This window comes from Anoxybacillus sp. ST4, from assembly GCF_019448545.1.
Classification (GTDB): Bacteria; Bacillota; Bacilli; order Bacillales; family Anoxybacillaceae; genus Anoxybacillus; species Anoxybacillus pushchinoensis.
In genome coordinates this window covers 24,949-48,438 of the sequence record NZ_JAHZOE010000007.1, presented here as the reverse complement: position 1 = coordinate 48,438, position 23,490 = coordinate 24,949, and the positions used below count along the sequence as shown (strand labels likewise).

22 protein-coding genes are annotated in these 23,490 nt (G+C 40.2%); 5 read left to right on the top strand and 17 right to left on the bottom strand.

What is annotated here, in order from left to right; all coding sequences use genetic code 11:
• Positions 1-429: 429 nt before the first annotated feature.
• Genes K1I44_RS06935 through K1I44_RS06925 form a run of 3 tightly spaced genes read right to left on the bottom strand, consistent with a single transcriptional unit; the run spans position 430 to position 7,754 of the window.
• Positions 430-3,102 carry a DEAD/DEAH box helicase gene (locus tag K1I44_RS06935; RefSeq protein WP_219985713.1) on the bottom strand — a complete coding sequence of 891 codons (2,673 nt, stop codon included), beginning with the start codon at positions 3,100-3,102 and terminating at the stop codon, positions 430-432.
• Between the two features lie 12 nt (positions 3,103-3,114).
• A complete protein-coding gene (locus tag K1I44_RS06930; protein WP_219985712.1) occupies positions 3,115-4,896 on the bottom strand; it encodes a site-specific DNA-methyltransferase in 1,782 nt (593 codons plus the stop codon).
• The gene (locus K1I44_RS06925) at positions 4,881-7,754 is read right to left on the bottom strand and encodes an SNF2-related protein (RefSeq protein ID WP_219985711.1); all 2,874 of its coding nucleotides are present in this window, start codon (positions 7,752-7,754) and stop codon (positions 4,881-4,883) included. The genes K1I44_RS06930 and K1I44_RS06925 overlap by 16 nt, the downstream gene beginning before the upstream one ends.
• A gap of 429 nt (positions 7,755-8,183) precedes the next feature.
• Between K1I44_RS06925 and K1I44_RS06920 the strand changes: the two genes are divergently transcribed.
• Entirely contained in the window at positions 8,184-9,203 is a 1,020-nt protein-coding gene (locus tag K1I44_RS06920; protein ID WP_219985710.1) for a ParA family protein, read from the top strand.
• A gap of 260 nt (positions 9,204-9,463) precedes the next feature.
• Here the strand turns inward: K1I44_RS06920 and K1I44_RS06915 are convergent, their stop codons facing one another.
• The 9 genes from K1I44_RS06915 to K1I44_RS06880 form a co-directional block, all read right to left on the bottom strand.
• Positions 9,464-10,249, bottom strand: a complete 786-nt coding sequence (locus K1I44_RS06915; RefSeq protein ID WP_255573270.1) for a hypothetical protein — start codon at positions 10,247-10,249, stop codon at positions 9,464-9,466.
• Positions 10,250-10,513: 264 nt separating this feature from the next.
• Positions 10,514-11,002: a hypothetical protein gene (locus K1I44_RS06910; protein WP_163151121.1), complete on the bottom strand. Its 489-nt coding sequence runs from the start codon at positions 11,000-11,002 to the stop codon at positions 10,514-10,516.
• The gene (locus K1I44_RS06905; RefSeq protein ID WP_255573269.1) at positions 11,002-11,424 is read right to left on the bottom strand and encodes a hypothetical protein; all 423 of its coding nucleotides are present in this window, start codon (positions 11,422-11,424) and stop codon (positions 11,002-11,004) included. Before K1I44_RS06905 ends, K1I44_RS06910 begins: the two co-directional genes overlap by 1 nt.
• Positions 11,425-11,622, bottom strand: coding sequence for a hypothetical protein (locus K1I44_RS15350; protein ID WP_255573268.1), 198 nt, complete (start codon positions 11,620-11,622; stop codon positions 11,425-11,427).
• A 254-nt stretch (positions 11,623-11,876) separates the two neighbouring features.
• Positions 11,877-13,235, bottom strand: coding sequence for a 23S rRNA (uracil(1939)-C(5))-methyltransferase RlmD (rlmD, locus tag K1I44_RS06900; RefSeq protein ID WP_219985709.1), 1,359 nt, complete (start codon positions 13,233-13,235; stop codon positions 11,877-11,879).
• Between the two features lie 11 nt (positions 13,236-13,246).
• Positions 13,247-14,095: a DNA-3-methyladenine glycosylase family protein gene (locus K1I44_RS06895; protein WP_081977257.1), complete on the bottom strand. Its 849-nt coding sequence runs from the start codon at positions 14,093-14,095 to the stop codon at positions 13,247-13,249.
• A gap of 51 nt (positions 14,096-14,146) precedes the next feature.
• The gene (gene pdaA, locus K1I44_RS06890) at positions 14,147-14,917 is read right to left on the bottom strand and encodes a delta-lactam-biosynthetic de-N-acetylase (protein ID WP_052016396.1); all 771 of its coding nucleotides are present in this window, start codon (positions 14,915-14,917) and stop codon (positions 14,147-14,149) included.
• Positions 14,918-15,016: 99 nt separating this feature from the next.
• Entirely contained in the window at positions 15,017-16,540 is a 1,524-nt protein-coding gene (locus K1I44_RS06885; RefSeq protein WP_003397894.1) for a fumarate hydratase, read from the bottom strand.
• A gap of 91 nt (positions 16,541-16,631) precedes the next feature.
• Positions 16,632-16,826, bottom strand: a complete 195-nt coding sequence (locus K1I44_RS06880; RefSeq protein WP_003397893.1) for an SE1561 family protein — start codon at positions 16,824-16,826, stop codon at positions 16,632-16,634.
• A 114-nt stretch (positions 16,827-16,940) separates the two neighbouring features.
• Between K1I44_RS06880 and yfkAB the strand changes: the two genes are divergently transcribed.
• A complete protein-coding gene (gene yfkAB, locus K1I44_RS06875) occupies positions 16,941-18,065 on the top strand; it encodes a radical SAM/CxCxxxxC motif protein YfkAB (RefSeq protein ID WP_003397891.1) in 1,125 nt (374 codons plus the stop codon).
• Between the two features lie 42 nt (positions 18,066-18,107).
• Here the strand turns inward: yfkAB and K1I44_RS06870 are convergent, their stop codons facing one another.
• Positions 18,108-18,860, bottom strand: coding sequence for a YfkD famly protein (locus tag K1I44_RS06870; RefSeq protein ID WP_370627969.1), 753 nt, complete (start codon positions 18,858-18,860; stop codon positions 18,108-18,110).
• Between the two features lie 174 nt (positions 18,861-19,034).
• Here K1I44_RS06870 and K1I44_RS06865 point away from each other — a divergent pair, with 174 nt between their 5' ends.
• Both K1I44_RS06865 and K1I44_RS06860 read left to right on the top strand, forming a co-directional pair.
• A complete protein-coding gene (locus tag K1I44_RS06865) occupies positions 19,035-20,207 on the top strand; it encodes an MFS transporter (protein WP_219985707.1) in 1,173 nt (390 codons plus the stop codon).
• A gap of 62 nt (positions 20,208-20,269) precedes the next feature.
• A complete protein-coding gene (locus K1I44_RS06860; protein WP_219985737.1) occupies positions 20,270-20,419 on the top strand; it encodes a BH0509 family protein in 150 nt (49 codons plus the stop codon).
• 194 nt (positions 20,420-20,613) lie between these two features.
• On the opposite strand, the gene K1I44_RS06855 is transcribed toward K1I44_RS06860, so the two are convergent.
• The 3 genes from K1I44_RS06855 to K1I44_RS06845 are packed head-to-tail and all read right to left on the bottom strand — an operon-like array spanning position 20,614 to position 22,215.
• A complete protein-coding gene (locus tag K1I44_RS06855; RefSeq protein ID WP_219985706.1) occupies positions 20,614-21,447 on the bottom strand; it encodes a YihY/virulence factor BrkB family protein in 834 nt (277 codons plus the stop codon).
• 19 nt (positions 21,448-21,466) lie between these two features.
• Entirely contained in the window at positions 21,467-21,730 is a 264-nt protein-coding gene (locus K1I44_RS06850) for a hypothetical protein (RefSeq protein WP_003398609.1), read from the bottom strand.
• A 14-nt stretch (positions 21,731-21,744) separates the two neighbouring features.
• Positions 21,745-22,215 carry a low molecular weight protein-tyrosine-phosphatase gene (locus K1I44_RS06845; protein WP_003398607.1) on the bottom strand — a complete coding sequence of 157 codons (471 nt, stop codon included), beginning with the start codon at positions 22,213-22,215 and terminating at the stop codon, positions 21,745-21,747.
• Between the two features lie 57 nt (positions 22,216-22,272).
• Between K1I44_RS06845 and K1I44_RS06840 the strand changes: the two genes are divergently transcribed.
• A complete protein-coding gene (locus K1I44_RS06840) occupies positions 22,273-22,491 on the top strand; it encodes a DUF1128 domain-containing protein (protein ID WP_035045394.1) in 219 nt (72 codons plus the stop codon).
• Here K1I44_RS06840 and K1I44_RS06835 read toward each other — a convergent pair.
• Positions 22,486-23,460: an HD-GYP domain-containing protein gene (locus tag K1I44_RS06835; RefSeq protein WP_219985736.1), complete on the bottom strand. Its 975-nt coding sequence runs from the start codon at positions 23,458-23,460 to the stop codon at positions 22,486-22,488. The genes K1I44_RS06840 and K1I44_RS06835 overlap by 6 nt on opposite strands.
• Positions 23,461-23,490 lie beyond the last annotated feature (30 nt).

Genomic DNA, 23,490 nt, shown 5'->3' with positions numbered 1-23,490 from the left:
GAAATTCCCCTGTATTATGCTCATCCTCTCCCGCCAAACTTACTTACGAATCTTCCTCAAAACAAAGTATATATACCACTTCAGGATTTTAATTTTAAAAGTAAAATCCTCAAATAAAACTTTGAAAAAAACGAACCAATACTCGAAAACACCGCTTGTATTACAAAAAGATAATCCAACTTCTAACACTGCAAATAAAAACAAACAAATAAAGTCTTTCATCTATTTCTCATCCCTTCCAAGTTTATAAGATAATGAAGAATTTATGGAAAGGATGAGGCATAAGGGAATTAACAACAAAGATATATAGTTTGTGAAAATTTTATACTACACAAAAAATATTTTCAACACACAAAATATTACAGTTTGCCGAAAAACTCGACAAGCTACGTAAAAGTTAGCTTCTTGTTTGGTCATTCTTAAAATCCATTAATTCTTTCTATACACCGCCTCCAATCCCTTAATCGTTTTGTTCGAATCTACATCATCGTGTGGAATTAATAAATATGCCCATTCTTTTCCATTGTTTTCAAGAGCGTGCTTGGAAGCGTGTTGGCACCATGTGATGGCCGCTTGTGCTTTGAGTGCTACTTCCTGGTCTTCTTCGATTCTGTTTGTTGCCTTGATTTCGCATAAGTACATTTTTTCATCTGTTTCAACGATGAAGTCTGGAATGTACGCTTGTGTCTGATTATAGTAAATTTTGATATGATTTTGCGTTGGCTTCAGCCATTTTAAAACGGATGGGTCGCTTTCACAAATGACCGCAAATTTTCGTTCAGCGTCGGATTCAAATTTTTGCGTTCGGTACAAACATTTCTTAAAGCCACCAAAACACATACTGCGAATCGCTGATTTATTTGCTACTGGCTGTCGGAAATCACGTACTTCCTCATTGGCGTCCACGGCTACGCTGCTGCTTTTTAATGTATCAAAACCAACTCGAACAATTGCCTCATAATTCGTTGGCTCTTCGTAATAATGTTCTTTCATCTGCGCATAAATCAATTGTGCTAAACGCTTTTGATTGTAAACAACTACATTTTTTACGTCATCTTCTGTTTTTAAATAACTGCGAAGATACGTAATCAACTGCTCCGATAGCTTATACAACAATTCGGCATGATCTTCATAGGAAACAGCTGGATAATCCATTAGATGAAAGACAAGATAATCTTCTAAGCGCTCTTCTGTTGTATTGACATCTTTTTTAATTTGCAATACTTCCCTTTGATGAGTACGCAAATGCTCAATCAAAATATTTTCCGCAACTGGTTGTAATTTCGGAATCAAGCTGCAATCTAAATCAAAATCGTGATAGCCCCATGAAATTTCTCCGGTCGGTTGCAAAATAATTCGTGGAATTTCAATAGACAAATTAGGAAGTAACTCGACTGCTCTTGCAACCATCTCCTCTATTACTTTTTCGGTTTCTTCCTCAAATAGGGACAACTGGGATACAGTATACGTTCCTTTAACATCATTAACAATTTGTTGTTGTACTACAGGATCTTTTAATTGTTTAGAACTATATAACGTTTGTTGCTTTGAAATTACTCTCACTACTTTTTCTGCAATATTTCTCTTGGTTTCTAGTTTCTTTTCCTCTTCAGGAGTGAGGGATTCCTTCATTCCCACTAACTCATCGATTAATGATGCTTCTACGTTCGACTCAATTGTGATTAATTTCTTTTCTGTCTGCGCAATATCACGACCAATGACAACCCCGCGACGAATAATTGAATTAGGATTATTCGCCTCATCAATAATTTCTTGGAATTTATCATGAGCAATAATCGTCAAACGATCGACTGCCGATACACCTGTACGCTTTCCATATGGAAGACGGAGACCACGACCAATAGACTGTTCCACTAACGTCTTTGAATTGGCGGCACGGAGTGGAATAATCGTATATAAATTGGTGACGTCCCATCCCTCTTTTAACATGTTCACATGAATGACAATTTCAACTTTTGAATTTGGATCTTCAAGAGCAAGCAATTCTTTAATTGTTTCATCTTTTTCTTCGCCGCGCTGATTGGAATGAACGGTAATAACTTTTCCTTTATAACGTCCCTCAAAAAAGTCATCGCTTTCAATTATGCTCATAAGTTCTTCAGCGTGATCCGTATCTTGGGCAACGACAAGAATAAATGGTTTCACTAATTTTACATTATTCTCTCGAGCGTATAACTCTAATTCCACTTTTGTTTCTTCATGGACACGAATACCATCTTCCAATTTTAAGCGTTCTAATTCACGTTCATTAAACTTTGCAGGATTAAAGTTTTCTCTTGTAGCGACAGCCGGTTCTTTCACATAGCCATCCTCCATTGCTTTATACAAAGGATAGCTATAAATCACATTCTTAAATGGAATCGTTTTATTTCCGCTTTCCACTTGCGGTGTAGCCGTTAATTCTAAACCGAGAATCGGGTTTAATTCATTAATTGCTTTGACTCCAGCTGATGCCCGATAACGATGCGATTCATCCATTAATAGAACAAGATCAGGAAGGGATTTCAAATAATCGAAGTAACTCTCCCCTAAATATTCACTTAACCGTTTAATTCTTGGCGATTTTCCTCCTCTAACTTCGCTATTAATCTTAGATATGTTGAAGATGTTAATGTTTATAGCTACCGGATCAGCTAAAAAGATGGCTTGCTGATCATAGTTATCCCCTGTAATAATGTTCGGTTGTTTATTAGCAAACTCGGAAAGCCCTTTAAATACATATTTCGGTGTATTTGGCGTAAAATCTTGGATTAATTTTTCATAAATTGTTAAGTTAGGTGCTAACACAAAGAAGTTGCGAATTCCTTTTGCCATATGTAAGTAAGCGATAAACGCCCCCATTAGCCGTGTTTTCCCGACGCCTGTTGCCAAAGCAAAACAGAGCGAAGGAAATTCGCGTTCAAAATCTGTTACGCTTGGAAAGTTCGCGTTAACAGCAGCTAACTTCTCTTGTAATGATTGGGGATCGTTTTGTTTATTTAAGCCGAAGTGCTCAATCACCTCGGCAAGAATTTCTAACGACTCTTTTTGTGGTTTACGAAGGCTAAGTCGAGATGAAATAGCACTCACAATACGATTCATGACCTCTCCCCCCTAAAATAGCTCTAATTGTTCTGGTTCTTTTTCTTTCATTGGTAAGTTGTTGACATTTAAACTGTAATCGTCGCGACCAAACTCACATTTGTTTAAAATGGCTTGCGGAATTTTTTTAATCGTCACTTGCGGGAAATCCTCAACGTTAACGTTATACGCTTTACAGCAAATGAGCAACGTTTCATTTTCTTTCATTTGCTCGACAATACTTTCCACCATTTGTTGCGTGACAAGCTGTGTGGTTGTATAGATAAAATCGTTCTCCGTAGATTGACCTTGCTTCCAAAACACTTCCGGGTCTGGATTGTACGTAAACCCTTCATGTTTACACATCGCTTCCGCCAGCATTTCGGCATTATATTCTGGATTAATGATCCAATTTCCAAACTTATCTTTCTTCAACAAACTTGGCGCCAATTTATAATATCGGAAACCGCCCCCACCTTTCCAATTGACCGCCTTGCTAATCCCACTTTGATCCGTTCCATCAATAACTCTCTTCATTCGCAGAATAATATGCGTATGACAATGCTCACCTAGCTCAATCATAATCCACCGCCGTCTCATTTTATGAGCTACCGCTCCAGTCGTACCAGAGCCAGCAAACGAATCAAGGACCCAGTCGCCTTCTTCAGTGACCATATCTAATATTGTCTTAATTAAAGCTTCGGGCTTCTTCCCTCTCTTAAAATTAACTCCTCCCTCATTAGCTAAATTAGCTTTAGGAATGTCCTCGTTTCGCCAGAAATCACCCATTTTATTAGTTTTAACAACTTGATTACCTTTTATTTCTGCAGAATCTTTTAACCAAGCAAATAACTCCTTATTAAGATAGTATTTATTAGTTAATATTCCTTTCTCTTTTCCACGACTTGGAATATATTCAACTGAGTATAAACAATCCTTATCCATGTAACTAATTAATTCATTCTGAAATGAATTTTCAGCTTGCGGATTAGTTGTTCGGAAAATGGAATCAAAATACTTAAAGTATAATCTCTCAATCTCATCTTTTCGATTATTAAAGTTAGCCAAGGAGATGGTTTCAATCCTATAATTTCTATGTATGTAAATTTTTACTGGTTGTCCATTTGATTTAGAATTAAATTCCTTAATTAATTCTTTTGAACCCTGATCAATTAAGATTTTGTTATATCTCTTCATAATCTCTTTATCCAAAGGCTTATAACTCTTTGCTTCTATCTTTTCAATTTGTTTTTTATCTTTTGCATAAACTAGAATATATTCAGTATTGTTTAATAAGAAAGTTGCTCCTTGTCCTATACCAGCACTTCCGGAACGTTCATAAGCAATCATATTTAAAAAGTTGTTTCTGCCAAATATCTCATCCATTATTACCTTTAAATATGCTTGCTCATTATTATCTATTTGTACAAAAATAAAACCGTCTTCTCTTAACAATTTATGAAGTATCTTTAGTCTAGCAAACATCATATTTAACCAGATAGAATGCTCCAATCCATCATCATAATGTTCAAATGCATTCCCTGTATTATACGGCGGATCGATATAAATACATTTAATCTTTCCTGCAAATTCCTGTTCCAATGCCTTCAAAGCTAATAAATTGTCCCCAAAAATAAGTCGATTATCAAAAATATCATTTTCCGTCACTCGTTCTTTCGCATGATAGGAAAGTTCCGGATCTTCGAGAAGAATGCGCGGTTCGAGCTTCGGTTGTTCGTCTTTGCCAATCCACGTTAGTTCTAGTTTTTGTTTTTGAGCCAATGTACTCCCTCCTACTGTTACACGATTCTCCATTTTATCGTAAAAAGATGTTCCGTTGAGATGCGCTGTTCTAGCCTTTTCTCTACTTCTTCGAATAGCCGATCTTTTTGTTCATCAATTTCATCTTGCTGGTCATAGAGATTTCGCCGCATCTCGTTTCGCTTCTTTTCGAGCTCCTTAATTTGCTTATTCATTTCAAGCTTTTCTGCTAGATTGCGCGTAAGCTTTGCCTCTCTTTTTAAATGTTCAATTTCAACTGTCATTTCATCTATATCTTTTTCGAGCTTATTTTTCAAGTCTTGTGACCATTTTTCCAGCTTTTCTAACTCTGAATCAAGATAAGCCGATGCTCTTTCCATAATTTCATTTAAAATCGCTTCTTGTTGTCCTTCACTAATTCGACGAAGTGTATTGCAAATCGAATTGGAAAGCTCAACTTCCTCCCCTTCAACGGCAGGCAATTCAAACATTTTTTCGCACATTTCTTGATCGAGTTGCTCTCCTTCTAAGTCAACCGCTGAAAAAACGAGGTGCTGTTCATTTTCTAACGATTGTACATGAAGCAAATCTAACGATAACCATCCTTCTTTTCCTATCAACTGCTCTAAAATACTAACTTTTCCTTCATAATCAGAATAACGGAATGTAATTTCTTTTGGTATAAGTTTTCTCTTCTTTGCTTGCTCAATCCATTTTTGAGCAAGCGGATGAGAAAAACGATAATGATGGACGTTTGAACGTTCTTGTTTTTTCGCTTGCGATATCATTTGATATGTTTCATGATCTTTGACAAAGCTCAATGTTTCATCATCAAACGTTGCTTCCCTCGCTCCTTCATATTTTGATAAGTTCCAAAGGTAACGTTCCATGCGATTGAGATGTAGGCTTGTTTGATGATAATGGTCTCGTAACTTCTCCCTAACCTCATCATCAAAATTCTCCAATAAATGCATACGCGTTTCTTTCATTTTTAATTGTATTTGCTCATCTAACTCCGCTTGTAAATTTTTAAATGCTTGTTCAATTTCTTCTGCGGTACGACAAGTTTGATATATTTGTTGAATTCGTTTTTCAAAATCTACCCCAGACTCTAACGACCCTAGTACCTCATCTGAAGAACCAAATACCCCTTCAAACAAACGGAATTTTTCCGAGAGAATTTCATACACTTTTTTATCGGCTTCATTTTTACGGTTTAAGAAGTTAATAACAACAACATCATGCTTTTGACCGTAACGGTGACAACGTCCGATACGCTGTTCAATCCGCTGTGGATTCCAAGGCAAATCATAGTTAACGACTAGGCTACAAAATTGCAAGTTAATTCCTTCTGATGCTGATTCTGTCGCAATCATAATCGATGCTTGTTCTTTAAAATATTCAACGAGAGCCGCACGCATATCTGCGGTTTTCGAACCGGTAATTTTATCATCGTGCTGATGCTTTTCTAGCCATTGTTCATAAATTTGCTTCGCCTGTTCATCTTGGTTTTCGCCATTAAACAATACAATCTTACCAGTATAGCCGTTGCGTTCGAGAAATTCACGTAAATAAGCTTGCGTTCGGCGTGACTCTGTAAAAATCACTGCCTTTTCGTTTGCGCCTAGCATTCTTAATTTCTCAAATCCTTTTTCAAGCGCAATCAACAACGCTTCCGCTTTTGAATTTTCTTTAATCGATTTCGCCAGAGAATAATATTCCTCTAATTCTTGTTTTTCTTTTTGAACAAGGTGTTTCATTTCACCTAGCGATAATTCACCTATGTATGATTGCTGTTCATCTTCTCCCCACTCTTCCATTGTATCGTCAAATTCATCAACATCTGCATAAACGTCTGAATGCTCTGCAGCTACTTCTGTTTTTCCGCGCTCTAGTTCTACTAGTAACTGCTCGAGTCGTTTAATTAGAGAAAACAATGTGTCAGAAATCGCAAAGGAAGAAGAGGCTAACAATTTACGTACGACTAACGTCATTAATGCCCGCTGACTTGTCGGTAAAGCAAAGAGTTGTTCTCTCTGTAAGTACGCGGATACTTTTTCGTATAATTCCCACTCCGCATTCGTTGGCATAAATTCCTGAGTAATTGGAATACGCTGTGTATAATTTACATACTCGGTTACTTGCCGTCTTAAAGTACGATGGCAAACAGGTTTAATACGTTGCTTTAAATCAATAAAATCCATTTCCGACATTTCTTTTGTGCCGCGAGCAAATTGACGTCTAAACGTTGTTTCATCTCCAAAAATATGAGGGTCGATAAAGCTAATAAGCCCGTATAATTCCATTAAAGAGTTTTGTAATGGCGTCGCCGTCAATAAGATTTTTGGATAACCAGCTGTTGCTGTTCTCAGTGTGCGTCCAATTTTATTTGATTTTTTGTACACATTCCGCATGCGATGCGCTTCGTCGAAGACAATTAAATCCCAAGATACTTTTTGTAGCATATCTGCTTTATTTCGAGCATATTGATACGAAGTGATGACAATTTGATCTTGTTGGAAGAAAGGATTGCGATGCCCAGATCGTACCATCTCGTTGAAGTTTTTACTTTCTAGAATAATAGACGGGATATAAAACTTTTCCAAAAGTTCTTGATTCCACTGTTTTCTTAGCGGAGATGGTACGATAATGAGAATATTCCGTTTTCTTTCTGCCCACAATTGACTAATAATAAGTCCTGCTTCAATAGTTTTCCCTAATCCTACCTCATCGGCTAAGATAGCCCCTCTCTCTAGCGGAGCACGAAAGGCGAATAAAGCTGCTTCCACCTGATGTGGGTTTAAATCGACCGTAGCATTAATGAGCGACTGACTTAAGCGACCTATCGAACACGAGGAATTTTGTTTCGTTAATTCATAAGCAAAGTATTTGCTCTGATACGGTGTTGCCACAAATTGGACCTCCCAAATGTAAAATTTCACTATTGCACTTATGTTACCGTACATAATATATACTTTCATTATACTCGACATTATTTTACAACAACAGACATTCGACAATATTTTACAATGTTTTTTAGTCTCAAATTCTTCCCGGTTATTACTGATTGGTGACAAGAAGAGAGCTACACGTTCGATTTAATCCATCCCATATAGCGAACAGTGCCAAGCACTGTTCGCTAAGACGAAGAAAAAAGAACAGCGAATGAGTATGCGCGATATAATGGAGCTAGTGGGCGTTCGCCGCGACACGTATAAGCAGGGGCGCGGGGCGATTAGACGTAAATAATGTCGATATTTGACGAATAAATGTTGTAGGAATATGACTCCTTTTGTTGAATATTTTCGGGACTCTTAAATATTTAGAAAAGGAGAATAGCTATGACTAGATATGCTTTTTGGAATAATAAGGGTGGAACAGGAAAAACCAGTTTAATATTTCAAACTGTTCTTGAACACGCTAGAAGGAATCCAAACTCAAAAATACTGGTGATTGATTTATGTCCTCAAGCTAACCTTTCAGACTTATTATTTGGAGGACTTTTAGGAAACGGTGCAGAAAATCTCAATATACTTCATCAACAAACACCCAGAAAATCAGTTGGTGGTTATTTCCAAAGTAGGATTTCTACACCTTATACAGTTCCTGAAATAAATATAGATGATTACATAAGCATTCCAAATGAATTTAATAGTGCAGTTCCTCCCAATATAGAATTATTAGCAGGGGATCAATTAGTCGAGGTTCAAACAAATTCCATAGCTACTTTATCGAATACCAGTTTACCGGGAATAAATCCATGGCTAGCAGTAATTGACTGGATAAACGATTTTATTAAAATAACCGATGATAAATATAGGGATGTTTTTATTGATACTAACCCGAGTTTTTCTATTTATACACAAATAGCTTTAGCTGCTGCTGAACGATTAGTACTTCCAGTAATGGCTGATGATTCTTCCAAAAGAGCAATTCAAAATGTCTTTTCATTAGTTCACGGAATTCATATACCAACTATTTACCAAGAATCCTCATTTGCAACACGCCTAAAATCAGTAGAAAGAACTTTGCCTTTGATTCATCTAATTGTAAAAAATAGATTAACTCAATATATGGGGCCAGCATCAGCTTATCAGTCAATTTTTACGTCTATTGATAATTATATTAAAGAGTTAATGATTTCCCACCCGAAGGTTTTTACATTTACTGATTATCAAAGAGACGGTGTTGTAGAAGTGAGAGATTTCCAAACGACGGGAGTAGTTGCTTTTGCAAAAGGGTTACCATTTAGAGATACACCTACTGGAAAGCATGAAATATTTGATAGAACACCGCAAGTAAATCAAGATTTTTTAAATACGTGTATTGATGCTATTAATGCCATTGTTGATAGATTGTGATAAGCATCCCTCAGAGTGCTTTTTAGCGAACAGTGCCAAGCACTGTTCGCTATATTTTCCATATTTAAAACTTTTCCTTCAAGTTTTGGAAAACAACTTCATCAAGTCACCCAACAACCCCCAAACGTTGCCCCCTCAACACGAATGGCGAACACCACCCGAACTTCCCTTATCCATTCAACTGTTCTCGAGTGGTACCTACTAGCCCACATACGAAGGTTGTTCCACTCTACTTATTATCCAAAAACGAGATTATTCGATCATTTCCCTACTTTCTCTTTCATCCACCCCACAAGGTGCGCAAACTCTTTCTTCTCAACAAACCGCTTCGCCTGTTCCTTCATCTCGCCCTTTCGCTTAAAAGTCGCTCGCTTTAGCTCACGGATTTCCGCTGCATGCTTTTGGATGATTTGCGCCATCTGCACCGCATCTTGATAAATTAAATTCATATCCCAGCGTTCCGCTTCGCCTTTATCAGCGATAATGCAGGAGCCGGATTCGTTTCCGTAATGAACGTTCCATTTGTAGTGAAGAGAACAGTTGCTCAAATATTTTTCTTGAATCACTTCAAACCATGCGCCTTGGAATACTCCTGAAAGTTGAACATTCGGAGCATAGCGGTGATGACCGTTACATCCTGCGAGAGCCGTGATGCCTGCAAGATTCAATGATTTCACAAACATTGCCATGTTCGCATCCAAATCTAACGCATTCACTTTGATGCCGAATCGTCTTTGGACGAACGGCTTCCATTTGTAGTGATAGCCTTCCATGAAAATTTGAAACTCCCGTCCTGGTGTATTCATAATGCGTTTCATCATCGAAATTGGCACACGGGTAACCAATACTTGAAATTTGTTTCCTTGCCAAAAGGTTGGAATACCGAGATGATGAAGCAACTCACGAACTTTGCTGATATCTGCTTTTGTGTTCCCGTCTGTTAAGATAATAAAATCGTCTTTTACTTCTACAAATAACCCTCTCATTTGTAGTGCCTCCGCGATGCGAGCAGTTGCATCCATCATTTCTAATTTCATTAAATTCATTGTTACCATCCTCCTCATCAGTTTGTATCCTAAGTATACAAAAAGCCCGGTTACGAAATCGTAACTGGGCTTTTATCCGTTACGAAGGACGATCGATGGAATGTCTGCTTTCCATGCGTATCCTTCTTCTGTAGTGACTAAAATGTTTTCCGCAATATCATCACGCCCCATTGCTTGAGCGAGCTTTCTTCTCAGACTAGCGATATATCGTTTGGAGAACAGTGACAGGCACTGTTTGCCATGATTAATAAAGCAAATTTTTCTTTATCTTAAATGTTCAAGAATTTGCAGCACCCTTAAAAATGGATTCCCTAAGTCATTTGTATTTTTCGCTGCGAATTTTCTCATTTCTTCAATACAGTGAGTATAATCTTTATTAATCACTAATTGAAGCGTCTCGATCTTTCCCAACTCTGTAGTGATATATCCCTCTGGCACATAAGGTGACCAAAACATGTAAATACGATTAGGAAAGTCTTTTAATAATAATTCGGCGTATTCTTTTTGCACTTCGTGTTTTTGCTTTATCTTTTCAACGGTCGTTTGATTATTGCCATAAAGCAAACCACGTATGTGTGTCGTCACTTCACATAAATACGCTGTTTTTGTTTTAAAATCTAATCCGACAACATCGAGTTCACTCAATCCTTTCAGCCCGCCGCCTGGCATACGAACGTTATAATCGACAAAGTCACATTGTTTGATGACTTTTAAATATCCACCTACTATGTATTCGCCTATGTCTGTTTTCATTATCTATCCTCTCCTACATGAACGGCTAAGTAATGAAATTCTCCATGCTTTTCATTGCTAACGGTTGAATAATGTTGCCATTGTAGTTTATAAGTTCCTTTAATAACGATCGGATTTTCACGGTCTTTTATCATTCCGGCCGAAGCATGTTCCAGCCATTTCAATTCTCCAGTCAAAACACGGTTTTCATGAATTCGAAAATAGCTGTCAACAGTATTGGCTCTAGTTGGCTCCTTCCAATACAAATGGTCATTCGTTAATAGAATCGCGATTCCTTTGATATTATTCCGCCCTTTGGTAATCTTTTCGAGTTTCTCCACTTGTTTAAGAAAATAATAACGGCCAATGTCTTGAGCACGGTGATGTTTTAATTCTATTAATTGATTTTCTTGCTTAATTGTTAGTCTGGCGAGTTTATTCATTCAATATATCGCATGTTGTTGCTCAGAATTCGGATCTTCTACCCAAAGCTCGACTACACATCCATGAAAATCCTTGTTTTCAATCACGCGAAACTTTTCTTGAAGCTGATGTTTTAACGCATTTTTAAAAGCTTCTTTTGAAGAAAAGAACAAGTGTTTTTCTGATAACTTTTTCATTTCCTGATCAATAGAAAACATGTTTATTCCTCCTAAACGATCCCAATCTCATACTACAAACCACTTAACCGAGTTCCTTCCATTGCGTCTTCTTTGACTTGATTCACATCGTGTTTTGAAACCGTCTTCCGCAACGTTGTAATCACACCCCATTTTCATCGATAAAAAAGCACGTAACCATGTTCGGTTATGTGCTTTTTTACGATGGATGCTTCTCCAAAACAATTTTTCGTAGCTTCCGCTTATTAATTCGATGGTGACATCGTTTTCATTCATTACTTCCGCACCAACTTCGCGACACTCTCGACATGCGCTGTATGTGGAAAAAGGTCGAACGGTTGAATGTATTCGACGCGATATTGTTTCGCAAGGGTGTCGATGTCGCGCGCAAGGCTGGATGGGTTACAAGAAACGTACACGACTGTTTTCGGTTTCACTTGTAACATCGTTTTTAATAAAGCGTTGTCACAGCCTGTTCGCGGAGGGTCGACAACGATGACGTCCGGTTTCCACCCTTCTTTCACCCACGTTGGCAACAATACTTCCGCTTTTCCAACCGCATAAGTGACGTTGGTGAAGCCGTGACGTTCGGCATTTTGGCGCGCATCGTCAATCGCTTCGGGGATCGTATCCATGCCGCGCACTTCTTTTGCCTCGCGAGCGAGCCAAAGCCCGATTGTGCCGACGCCGCAATATGCGTCAACGACCCGTTCATTTTTCGTTAGGGCTGCTGCTTTTTTTACTTCGTCGTATAGCTTAATCGTTTGAATCGGATTAAGCTGGAAAAAGGCGCGAGCCGATAGCTCAAAAGATAAGTCGCCGAGCACTTCTTGAATGTACGGTTCACCTGCGAGAACGATCGTTTCATCGCCAAAAATAAGCGACGTTTTTTGACCGTTCACGTTTTGAGCGATCGATTTTACTTCCGGCAGGCGACGTTTTACTTCCGCTACAAATAGCTGTTTGCGCGGCAGTTCTTTCGTCGCTGTCACGATGACAAGCTGTACATCGCCAGTGTAAAATCCGACTCGGGCGACAATCGTGCGCACAACACCTGTTTTCTTTCGTTCGTGATAAACTGGAATGCGCAAATCTTGTAAAATTGTTTTCACGACCGTTGTGACGCGATTAGTCGCGTCATGTTGAATCAAGCAGCGATCAATGTCAACGAGCTCGTGCGAGTTCATGCTGTAAAGTCCAGCGATGACACGCCCTTTTTTCACTCCGACTTGAAATTGGCTTTTATTGCGATAATGCCATGGGTCTTCCATTCCGATCGTCGGACGAATATGAAGTGCTTCTATATTTAATTGGCTATGGCGTTCTAGTGCTTGAATGACGATATCGCGTTTTGCCTCTAATTGCGCGTTATAGTCAAGATGTTGCAGTTGACATCCACCGCACCGTTCATATACCGGACAAGGCGGCTTAACACGATGAGGGGATCGTTTTCGTATGCGCACCATTTTTCCTTCTGTGTACGTTGGGTACACATTCATCGCTTGGACGACGACTTCTTCTCCTGGAAGCGCTCCTGGAACGAACACCACTTGTTTTTTAAAATAGCCGACCCCTTCTCCGTTAATGCCTAATCGTTTAATCGTTAATGGAAATTGCTGTCCTTGTTGTAGCATCGTTTTCTCTCCTACTCTATACTTCTCCATAGATACAAAGCGGCATAGCTTGCATATGGTTCCCACATTCGTTGAAATGCGTCCATTTCTTTCATCGTCGGGCGATGATCGAGCTGAAATGTTCGTTCAATCGCCCGTTGCAAACCGACGTCTCCTTTCGGGAATACATTTGGACGCCCCAGACCAAACAATAAAAAATTTTGCACCGTCCATGGACCGATGCCACGGATCGAAAGAAGCTGTTTCGCCACTTCCTCGTCAGAAAGCGAATGCATCTCTTCTAAGCGCAACTTTCCTTCTACGATAAGCCGTGAAATATCAACAATATATTGCGCTTTTCGCTCACTCAACGACAAAGCCCGCAATTCATCATATGAAGCATTGGCGACGCGCTCAGGCCGCGGATAAATGTATACATCCCCGAGACGCTCACCAAATGTACGGACAAAACGTTCCGTTAGCCGATAGGCCACTTTCATATGAATTTGTTGGTGAATAATGCATTTCATTAAACAAAAATATAAATCAAATTCTAATACAAGCGGCGTTCCTTCATGAGCGATAAATACGTCGCGCAAGTTTGTTTGTATAAAATGATGGTGAATGAAAGCAAGCGGCCTGTCCCAATGAAAAATGCGCGAAAGACGCGCGATCACTTCTTCTTTATACTGTTCATCGTCACATGACACGACAAACGCTGGTTTCTCTTTTGTTCCAACGCTTTTCACGTACGCAAGAAGCGGCTTTTCGTTCACATACAGCGGAACGGTGATTTCGTTATGATGAATACGTATAAGCGGATCGTTTGCAAGCCGTTCGCATACTCGCGTAAAATCGTATGGAGGCTGAACATGAATCATTACCATCCCTCCCCTTTCCCATTGTATCAAAACAAATCCCTTTGCACATCGTCAAAGGGAAAAAATCCAAGTAGGGACATTGATTTTTTGCAACATGAAATCGTCTAAGCTTTTAAAAACATATCCTTCTTTTCGTAAATCGTCAATAATTTTAGCAAGCGCATCGGCATTGTCTTTTGATACTGTATGCAGCAATATAATGGCACCTGGATGAATTTGTTTCATGACGTGATTGTAAGCGTATGCCCATCCTTTTTGATCGTGAACGTGCCAATCGACGAACGCTAACGACCAAAAGACATGATAATAGCCAAGTTCGCGCGCAATACGCATCGTGCGCTCATCAAAAATGCCGCGTGGAGGACGCATGTAGCGCATATGCTCCTGACCCGTCAACAGTTCTGTTTTCTTTCTGACCATCTCTAGCTCCTCACGTAACTTCTCATCGCTGACCGTCGTTAAATCCGGATGATGCCACGAATGGTTACCGACAATATGTCCTTCATTTACCATCCGTTGTACTAAGTCGGGGGCCGATTGTAAATAATGACCGGTTACAAAAAACGTCGCAGGAACGTTTTTTTCTTTAAGCACGTCTAAAATTTGCGCTGTATAGCCATTTTCATATCCGTTATCAAACGTTAAGTAAATATGTTTTTTCGTCGGATCGCCTAAATAAAAAGCATCGTATTTGGCGAGTAGTTCGTCTAACTGTTTCCCAGCAGAAGGGGGAATATGATTTTCGCTCCGCTTCAATCCCCATGACATCGCCTCTGCTTCATTAAGCGGCAAACATAAAAGGAAGAAAAACAACATAAACATTTTTCTCACTTCTTGCACCTCCCTATTCCTTTCCATGATAGGTTGTGCAAAATCGGACATAAAAAATCCGCCTAGCTGCTCGCTAGACGGATTTTTTCGTTAAAATACGCGCTCTTTAAATTGAGCCAATTTTTCAAGCGATGATTTTTCGACGTCTTCGTGCAAGCTGTTGCCGTGTGAATCCATCGTGACGACCGCTGTAAAATCTTTTACACGCAAATGCCACATCGCTTCTGGAATACCAAACTCTAAAAAGTCAACACCTTCGACCGACTGGATACAGTCCGCATAATATTGCGCGGCACCACCGATGGCGTTTAAATACACGCCGCCGTGTTCCTTTAATGCCGCTAACGTTTTAGCTCCCATGCCACCTTTTCCAATGACAGCACGAATGCCGAATTTTTTCATAATTTCCCCTTGATAAGGCTCTTCGCGAATGCTTGTCGTTGGACCAGCTGCTTTCACGTGCCATTTTCCATTTTCATCTTTTAACATCACCGGTCCACAGTGATAAATGATTTGACCGTTTAAATCAACAGGAGCATCATGATCCATTAAATGTTTATGAATCGCATCTCGTCCTGTGTAAATCATGCCGTTAATGCGAACGACATCACCTACTTTTAACGAACGAATTTGTTCTTCTGTAATTGGCGCTTCAAGAACAACTTCGCGCGCTTCGCTCGTCACTTTTTCTTCTTCTTGTTTGAAATCAACAGCTTCTCCTTCTTGATACAGCCATTGTTGAATGTCCCCTGTATGCGGATCAATAATGACACCTAAGCGGCGGAATGCCCAACAGTTGTATGCGACAGAAACGAAAAAGCTTGCGGGGATGCGGTGCATGACGCCGATTTTACAGCCGAGCAGCGTCGTTTCGCCACCAAAGCCCATCGTCCCGATCCCAAGTTTATTCGCTGCTTCCATAATGTATTCTTCTAATTTGCGCAAGTCTTCGTTCGGGTTGACGTCGTCAACAGAACGGAATAGTTGTTCCTTCGCCAAGTCGTATCCAGCGGAGCGGTCACCACCGATGCCGACGCCAATAAATCCAGCGCTACATCCTTGTCCTTGTGCTTGATATACCGCATGTAAAATACATTTGCGAATACCATCTAAATCGCGACCTGCGCGACCGAGTCCTTCTAATTCACATGGCAAGCTATATTGAATGTTTTTATTTTCACAGCCGCCACCTTTTAAAATTAAACGAACATCAATATAATCTTTTTCCCATTGCTCAAATTTCACAACAGGCAGTCCGATCCCTAAATTATCGCCGCTATTTTCACCTGTTAATGAATCAACGGAGTTTGGACGTAATTTGCCGTCTTTCGTTGCTTGAGCGATCGCTCGACGAATCGCTTCTTTCATCTCCATTTGATTGACGCCTACAGGGACTTTAATTTTAAACGTCGGCAACCCCGTATCTTGGCAAATTGGCGATACATTTTCATCTGCCATTTGAATGTTTTGTACGATCGTAGCAAGCGACATAGCCGCCCTCGTTCCAGCATTTTCACGCATCTTCGCCTTAGCGATGGCGCGGCGTACATCTTTCGGCAATTTTGTTGACGTCTCAACGATTAGCTTGTACATACTCTCTTGAAACTTTTCCATCCTATAACCCTTCCCCTTTGTTCAATATGTAACAATTTTTCGAATTCTCCACTTGTATTATACATCTTTTTCAAACGCGAAAAAAAGCCGCTTAGCGACTTTTTTCCCAATCTTTTTTAAACCGCTCGTATTTCATTTCTAAATCATCAATCATTTGAATAAGACGGTCAATATCTTCTAACTCCGTCGTTTCTGGATCGATGGCTTCAAGCACTTCGAGAAACATATTTAAGCGCGTTTTTAAATATGTTAGTTGTAGATTTTGATCCGATACCGCGTTGCCCAACGTTGTCACCTCACTTTTTCTTTATCGTACACGATCGAAACATCATTGACAACGATTCCGTTCACTTTGCATAATTATCGTTAGTCCTACTTTTTAAAATAAAGGAGATTCGTTATGGGAACATTATTGCGTCAACCGATTTCCCCTACATTTGATCCGTGGGAAGCATATATGGACGTCGAACAGTATGGCAGCATGCAGTTAACGAATATTGAGTTTACAACAACGACCCTTTGCAATATGCGCTGTGAACATTGCGCTGTCGGTTATACATTGCGCACGAAAGACCCTGAGGCGCTACCGCTCGATCTTCTTCTTCGCCGCCTCGATGAAATTCCACATTTGCGCTCGTTAAGCATTACAGGCGGCGAGCCGATGCTTTCGCTCAAATCTGTCGAACAATACGTCGTGCCGTTGTTAAAATATGCACACGAACGCGGGGTGCGCACACAAATTAACTCAAATTTAACGCTCGACTTAGAACGATATGAAAAAATTATTCCTTACTTAGACGTTTTGCACATTTCGCACAATTGGGGTACGATCGATGATTTCGTTGAAGGCGGCTTTGCGATGATGGAGAAAAAGCCGACCGTCGCACAGCGTGAGCGTTATTTTATGCGCATGATTGAAAATGCGCGGGCGATTTCTCGTACGGGAGTCATCGTGTCCGCAGAGACGATGTTAAATAAACGAACACGTCCACATATAGAAACGATTCATCGCCAAATTGTAAACGACATGGGCTGTAAACGACATGAAGTGCATCCGATGTATCCGAGCGACTTTGCGAGCAACTTGGAAACGTTAACGCTCGATGAACTGCGCGAAACGATTCATCATTTGCTCGATATACGAGATGAAAACGTATGGATGTTGTTTGGCACGTTGCCGTTTTATCCGTGCAGCGACGATGAAGAAGATTTAGCGTTGTTAAAGCGTTTATACGAAAGCAAAAATGTAACGGTGCGCAACGACCCTGATGGCCGGTCGCGATTAAATGTGAACATTTTTACAGGTGACATTATTGTTACCGATTTTGGTGATGAGCCGACGCTCGGCAACATTCAAACCGACTCGCTTCTTTCTGCTTATAATAAATGGATGACATCACATTTAGCTAAATCGTTGAACTGTCATTGCCCTGCGGTGAAATGTTTAGGGCCGAACGTGCTCGTGAAAAATCGCTACTATCCGAACGTCGACTTTACGAAAAGAAAAGCAAACATCGAACGGTAGTAATGAAAAAGCTTGTCGAACAATACGACAAGCTTTTTTGCATCATCTCGGCACGTCGCTCGCAACAAAGGCAAATGATAGACGATCTTGTACAGGAATCCAAGCACCAATCCCTTGTGATGTAACGTTTTTCACGACAATGCTTTTTTTCTTTCCTTTTAAGACGATATATACTTCGCCATACGTCACTTTTCCTTTTTCATTGACCGCCGGGGCGTAAGCATATAAATAGCCTAACTTTTTCGGCGGAACGTTATACGCTTGTTCCTTTTTCGTCCCAATGCCGATCCATGTGCTGAAAGAAAGTGGCAAATTTGTTTTTTTCATCGCTGTTAAAAGCATCATTTTTTTCACATCTTCTTCGTTCGGTATACTTGCCGTTAGGCCTCCGCGCACTTGTTTTTGTATTTCTTGTCTATACGTTAATCGCACCGCTGTTTTCCCACCGCGATTGTCAATAAAGTTCGTATTCACTTTTTGATACTCCCAGTTCGTTGATGTTTCTGTCGATTCGTAATTCAACGGCCATTGCCCTAAATAAATCGTCGCTTCGTAACCGATCGCAAATGGCGTGCTTGAAATCGACGATTCGTTTAAAAGACGAATTAATTCCGGATTTTCAATTTTTACATTCGCCGACTGAAGCAGTTGTTTCGCTAGTTCGCTCGGTTGTAAATACGGCAAATTTTGTGTCGGATTTGGATACGTATTTTCTTTTGAAATGTCAATGACCGATGAAGGAAGTTTGACAGTTGCTTCACTAATCGTTGGCATACATGCGAAAATGAGTATCATGCTTAAAGCAAACCATCTTTTCATGGTGTAAACTCCTTTCTTTTTCCGTCGTTCATCGTTATTTTTTTCAAAAGTGAGCAATTTATCCTCTCCATAAAAAAAATCCACCATTGTTGCTTCTTTTCATGAAACGTTTTAACATCGAACATAGTGAACGTATTACAGGAGGTCATTATGCAACAACGTCATTTTTTCATCTTAGTTAGCATCGTCATGATTTCAGGGCTTTCCCAAGGGCTACTATTGCCGCTCATCTCTATCATTTTTGAGCAAAGTGGCGTGCATTCATCGCTTAGCGGCATACATGCGACAGCTATGTACATCGGCGTTCTTGTCGTGTCACCGTTTTTAGAGCGTCCGCTTCGCCGCTACGGCTTTAAGCGTTTAATGATGTTCGGTGGAGCGATCGTCATCGTTTCTTTGGCGATTTTTTCGGTTTCATCATCGCTTTTGTTTTGGTTTATGCTTCGATTGCTCATTGGAATTGGCGATCATATCCTTCATTTCGGTTCTCAAACATGGATTACATACGCTTCTCCTACTCATCGGCGCGGTCGCAACATTTCGCTATATGGTTTATCGTTTGGCGTCGGCTTTATGATCGGACCACTTCTCGTTCCGCTCGTTCACATACACGAAGCGTTGCCGTTCATTGTCTCATCTTTGCTCAGCTTATGTGGCTGGATATTGTTATTTTTCTTGCCACATACGTATCCGCAAACGGAAGAAGCAGAAAAAGTTGGAGCGACACGCTTTTTTCACGCTTGGAAGCAAGCATGGCCAGCTTTGTTGTTGCCGTTCGGCTACGGCTTTTTAGAGGCGTCGCTTCATAGCATGTTTCCAATTTATGCACTAAGAAACGAGTTAAGCGTTGAGACAGTTGCAATGATGCTTCCTGCGTTTGCCCTTGGAGGCATCGCTTTTCAACTTCCGCTCGGAACGTTAAGCGATCGCTTTTCACGAAAAACGATGATTATTATTTCATTAGCTGTAGGTGCCCTTTGTTTTGCTATCGCTACATGGTTTTCTTCTCCTGTGCAACTAACAACGACGTTTTTCGTTGCCGGTATGTTTGTCGGCTCGCTCTTTTCGCTCGGGATGGCTTATATGACCGACTTGTTGCAAAAATCGCTTCTTCCTGTCGGCAACATTTTGTGCGGCATGTTATACAGCGTTGGTAGCATATGCGGCCCTGTCATTGGCGGTGTTGTATTACAACAGAAAGATGAATGGTTCTTTTTTAGCGTTAGCTTTCTTTTGCTTCTTTTATTATTTGCCCAACGACCGTTCACAAAATTTTCAACATCTTTTTCTAAAAAACAAGAAAAAAACGTTGACGTTTTTTGAACCTCTGTTATATAATACAATTAAACAAAATAAACTGTTTTAAAACAGAGGGGAGAGCGATGATGGTGAGTAGAGAAGAAAGAAAAAATATGATTGAGTTTATTACAAAATTGCGGGGCTTTAACCAAGAACAGCTTGTTTATATGACAGATGCAGAAATCGAACATATTTACAACCAAACGTACTACCATTACGAAGAAATCGCAGAATAAAGAGGGATGCGTAAGCACATCCCTCTTTTTTAGTGGTATCCATTTTGTCCATTTGCACTGCTGCTCGTTTTATGTTTCGGACGGCTTTTTCCTTTTTGCTTTGTCCCGCCGTCTTTTTTCGTCTTTTTCGTCATCGTCAATCCCCCTTCATCACTATTTTCGCTTTTAAGCGCCCTTTTTATGAGAGGGAATGACTACCGTATACGCATTTTTCCTTCTTTTTTACAACAAAAAATGGCGTTTAACTCCCCACCTAACACAATCATCATCCCTGATAAGTAAAACCAAACCATGAGCGCGATGATTCCACCCAAACTACCATACATTGCAGAATAGTTGCCAAATTGATTGACGTAATACGAAAAAGCGAGTGAAACGACCATCCATCCGACTGTTGCCAATAGCGCCCCGCTCCACACATCACGAAACCGAACGTATTTGCTTGGTGCAAATACGTATAGTACAGAAAATACAAAAAATAAAATGATGAAACTAACGAACCAACGGATCGTTTCCCATATGTGTAAAAACACATGCGACAGTCCGAATGCAGAAAAAAGAAACGTGCCAATCATCTTCCCGAATACAGGGAAGACGAGCGCGACAATAATAACAAAAATCATCGCAAAAGTAAGCAAAATCGAAACTCCACGGGCAACGAGAAAAGAGCGCGTTTCTTTCACATCGTATGCTCGATTTAATGCCCGAATAATGGCCGACATGCCGTTCGATGCAGCCCACACCGTAGCAAGCACGCTAAAAGATAACCACTTTCCGCTTTGCGATGCTATAAGTTGTTTAATGTTTGCCTCAATTAAATGCGCCGTTTCGCTTGGCGCATATTGACTAAAAAAGGCGATCACATCTTCATGCGGGATAGGCAAATACGATAAAAACGTTAACAAAAACAGTAAAAATGGAAATAGCGACAGCAAAAAGAAATATGCTAACTCAGCGGATAAATCAAAAATTTCATCTTCTTCAAACCGTTTCATTAGCTCACGAACAACTGAAAAGCTAACAATCATCTCCCACCCCACCTCGCTTCTACGAGGAACGTTTACGAATCAGCTCCTCTATCCACTTCATCACTTGTGGTGTTGTTTCTTTTACTTCACTTAGTTTATTCACAATAAACTGCAAATCATTCACCATTTCGTCCACATGTTGTCGCGTTTCATGAACGGTTTCCTTTATTTCTTTTACATGATCGATCCACTCAACACATGTGTTTTTGATCGCTTGTCTCGCCTTTTTGTTCCCTAACAATAAAGCAACGCCGGCGAGTACAATCCATTTCTCCTTCCCCATTGCTTCTCCCCCTCTTACAACGAGTGATCTCGTTTGATTCGCTCTAATATATGTTTACACCCTTCCTCTACTAATTCGTACACTTCTTCAAAATTTCCTGTAAAGTAAGGATCAGGAACATCGTCGACACGACGATTAGGTACAAAATCCATAAAGCGAGCAATCACAGCGCGACAATCTTCACCGACTAGGCGGCGAAGATGAGCGATATTCTCGCTATCCATACCGATGATATAATCAAATGTATGGAAATCGTCTTTCGTAACTTGGCGCGCTTTCAACCCTGTAAAATCAATTTGCTTTTCTGTTAAAATGCGCTGCGTCCCATGATGGGGCGGCTTACCGACATGCCAATTGCCCGTTCCTGCCGAGTCGACAGCAATGACGTGATCCAGCCCTTCCTTTTTGACAAGATGACGAAATAAAGCTTCCGCCATCGGAGAACGACAAATGTTTCCTAAACAAACGAATAATACACGAATCATTTCATTTCACCTCACATATCAAACAATGATACAATGAACAAAATCATACATGAAAGGATGACGATTGTGCGTTTATCAGTTGAACAAATGATTGAACAAATAAAAGAAAAACTAAAGGTTTTAAATTTTGATGCGATTAAACCGCACCATTTTGACGAGCAACTATACGATGAATTAAAAGATATATACGATATGGTAATGAAGAAGCAATCGTTTAGTCCAAGCGAAATGCAAGCGATCGTTGAAGAGCTTGGAAGCTTACGGAAAAAGCTATAACGCCTGCCCGACGATCAATAGCGACGGATGATCGGCAAGGGCAATTTCTTCATGTGTATCTATATAACGTACGTATGGACGTTGCATATGCTCGATAATTTTTGTGACGATGGCGTTTCTTCCGTCGCTCATTTTCACCATCGTCCCTGGCAAATATGCAGGAATCGTCTCAACGAATAGCCGTACAAGCTGCTGGCTATAACGAATGCCGCTTCGTGCCATAATAATTTCCAAAGCTTCGTGCGGTGGCACAAATTCAACCGAAATTAAGTTTTCATATTCATCGGCGATGGCACAAATTTGAGCGTACAAATGAATGCTTGTTTCTGTTAACCCGCGCGGCGTACCCGAACCATTCACATGTTCGTGATGTTGGTATGCTACATGCGCACATAACAAACTTAGTTCACGTTCCTTCCGTAAATATTCAAATCCTTTGACCGTATGATGTTCTTCTCCTTCTAGCGCTTTCCCAATGTCATGAAGCAACGCGCCAAGCGCTAAATCGCGCAGCTGCAAATCGTTACAATTCATCTTTTTTCCTAGCTGCAACGACAATAACGCAACGTTCACCGCATGGGCATACGGCTGTACCTCCATGGCGATGGATGTTGCAGGAATAACGGCTAACACTTTTCTTTTTTTCACTTCATCGACGAGCTTTACTGCTAGTTTAAACAACGAGCGAATCGGTAATTCTTCGCGCTTTCGCACCGCGTCAAATGCTTCCTCTACAACATCGATGGCGTCAATCCACGATGGCATATCGAGCAACTCTTCCAAAGTAATCCCTTCAGATGCGGCATCTTCAACAAACACATAACGAATATCCATCTGTTTTAAACGTTCTACATATTTTGGATGAATTTTTCTCCCTGCCGCCAACAGCACGCGACGATGACGATCGTAAATGGGACGTGCTAATTCCATCGTTCTTTCATCATATTCTTCCAATAAAATAAGCCGCAAATATACTCCACTCCCTTCAACATCTCCCAT

Coding starts and splice junctions, on each gene's coding strand:
- K1I44_RS06935 (WP_219985713.1), bottom strand. CDS start 3,102: ATGAATCGTATTGTGAGTGCTATTTCATCTCGACTTAGCCTTCGTAAA.
- K1I44_RS06930 (WP_219985712.1), bottom strand. CDS start 4,896: ATGGAGAATCGTGTAACAGTAGGAGGGAGTACATTGGCTCAAAAACAA.
- K1I44_RS06920 (WP_219985710.1), top strand. CDS start 8,184: ATGACTAGATATGCTTTTTGGAATAATAAGGGTGGAACAGGAAAAACC.
- K1I44_RS06915 (WP_255573270.1), bottom strand. CDS start 10,249: ATGAATTTAATGAAATTAGAAATGATGGATGCAACTGCTCGCATCGCG.
- K1I44_RS06910 (WP_163151121.1), bottom strand. CDS start 11,002: ATGAAAACAGACATAGGCGAATACATAGTAGGTGGATATTTAAAAGTC.
- K1I44_RS06905 (WP_255573269.1), bottom strand. CDS start 11,424: ATGAATAAACTCGCCAGACTAACAATTAAGCAAGAAAATCAATTAATA.
- K1I44_RS15350 (WP_255573268.1), bottom strand. CDS start 11,622: ATGTTTTCTATTGATCAGGAAATGAAAAAGTTATCAGAAAAACACTTG.
- rlmD (WP_219985709.1), bottom strand. CDS start 13,235: ATGCTACAACAAGGACAGCAATTTCCATTAACGATTAAACGATTAGGC.
- K1I44_RS06895 (WP_081977257.1), bottom strand. CDS start 14,095: ATGATTCATGTTCAGCCTCCATACGATTTTACGCGAGTATGCGAACGG.
- pdaA (WP_052016396.1), bottom strand. CDS start 14,917: ATGTTTATGTTGTTTTTCTTCCTTTTATGTTTGCCGCTTAATGAAGCA.
- K1I44_RS06885 (WP_003397894.1), bottom strand. CDS start 16,540: ATGGAAAAGTTTCAAGAGAGTATGTACAAGCTAATCGTTGAGACGTCA.
- yfkAB (WP_003397891.1), top strand. CDS start 16,941: ATGGGAACATTATTGCGTCAACCGATTTCCCCTACATTTGATCCGTGG.
- K1I44_RS06870 (WP_370627969.1), bottom strand. CDS start 18,860: ATGATACTCATTTTCGCATGTATGCCAACGATTAGTGAAGCAACTGTC.
- K1I44_RS06865 (WP_219985707.1), top strand. CDS start 19,035: ATGCAACAACGTCATTTTTTCATCTTAGTTAGCATCGTCATGATTTCA.
- K1I44_RS06860 (WP_219985737.1), top strand. CDS start 20,270: ATGGTGAGTAGAGAAGAAAGAAAAAATATGATTGAGTTTATTACAAAA.
- K1I44_RS06855 (WP_219985706.1), bottom strand. CDS start 21,447: ATGATTGTTAGCTTTTCAGTTGTTCGTGAGCTAATGAAACGGTTTGAA.
- K1I44_RS06850 (WP_003398609.1), bottom strand. CDS start 21,730: ATGGGGAAGGAGAAATGGATTGTACTCGCCGGCGTTGCTTTATTGTTA.
- K1I44_RS06845 (WP_003398607.1), bottom strand. CDS start 22,215: ATGATTCGTGTATTATTCGTTTGTTTAGGAAACATTTGTCGTTCTCCG.
- K1I44_RS06840 (WP_035045394.1), top strand. CDS start 22,273: ATGACGATTGTGCGTTTATCAGTTGAACAAATGATTGAACAAATAAAA.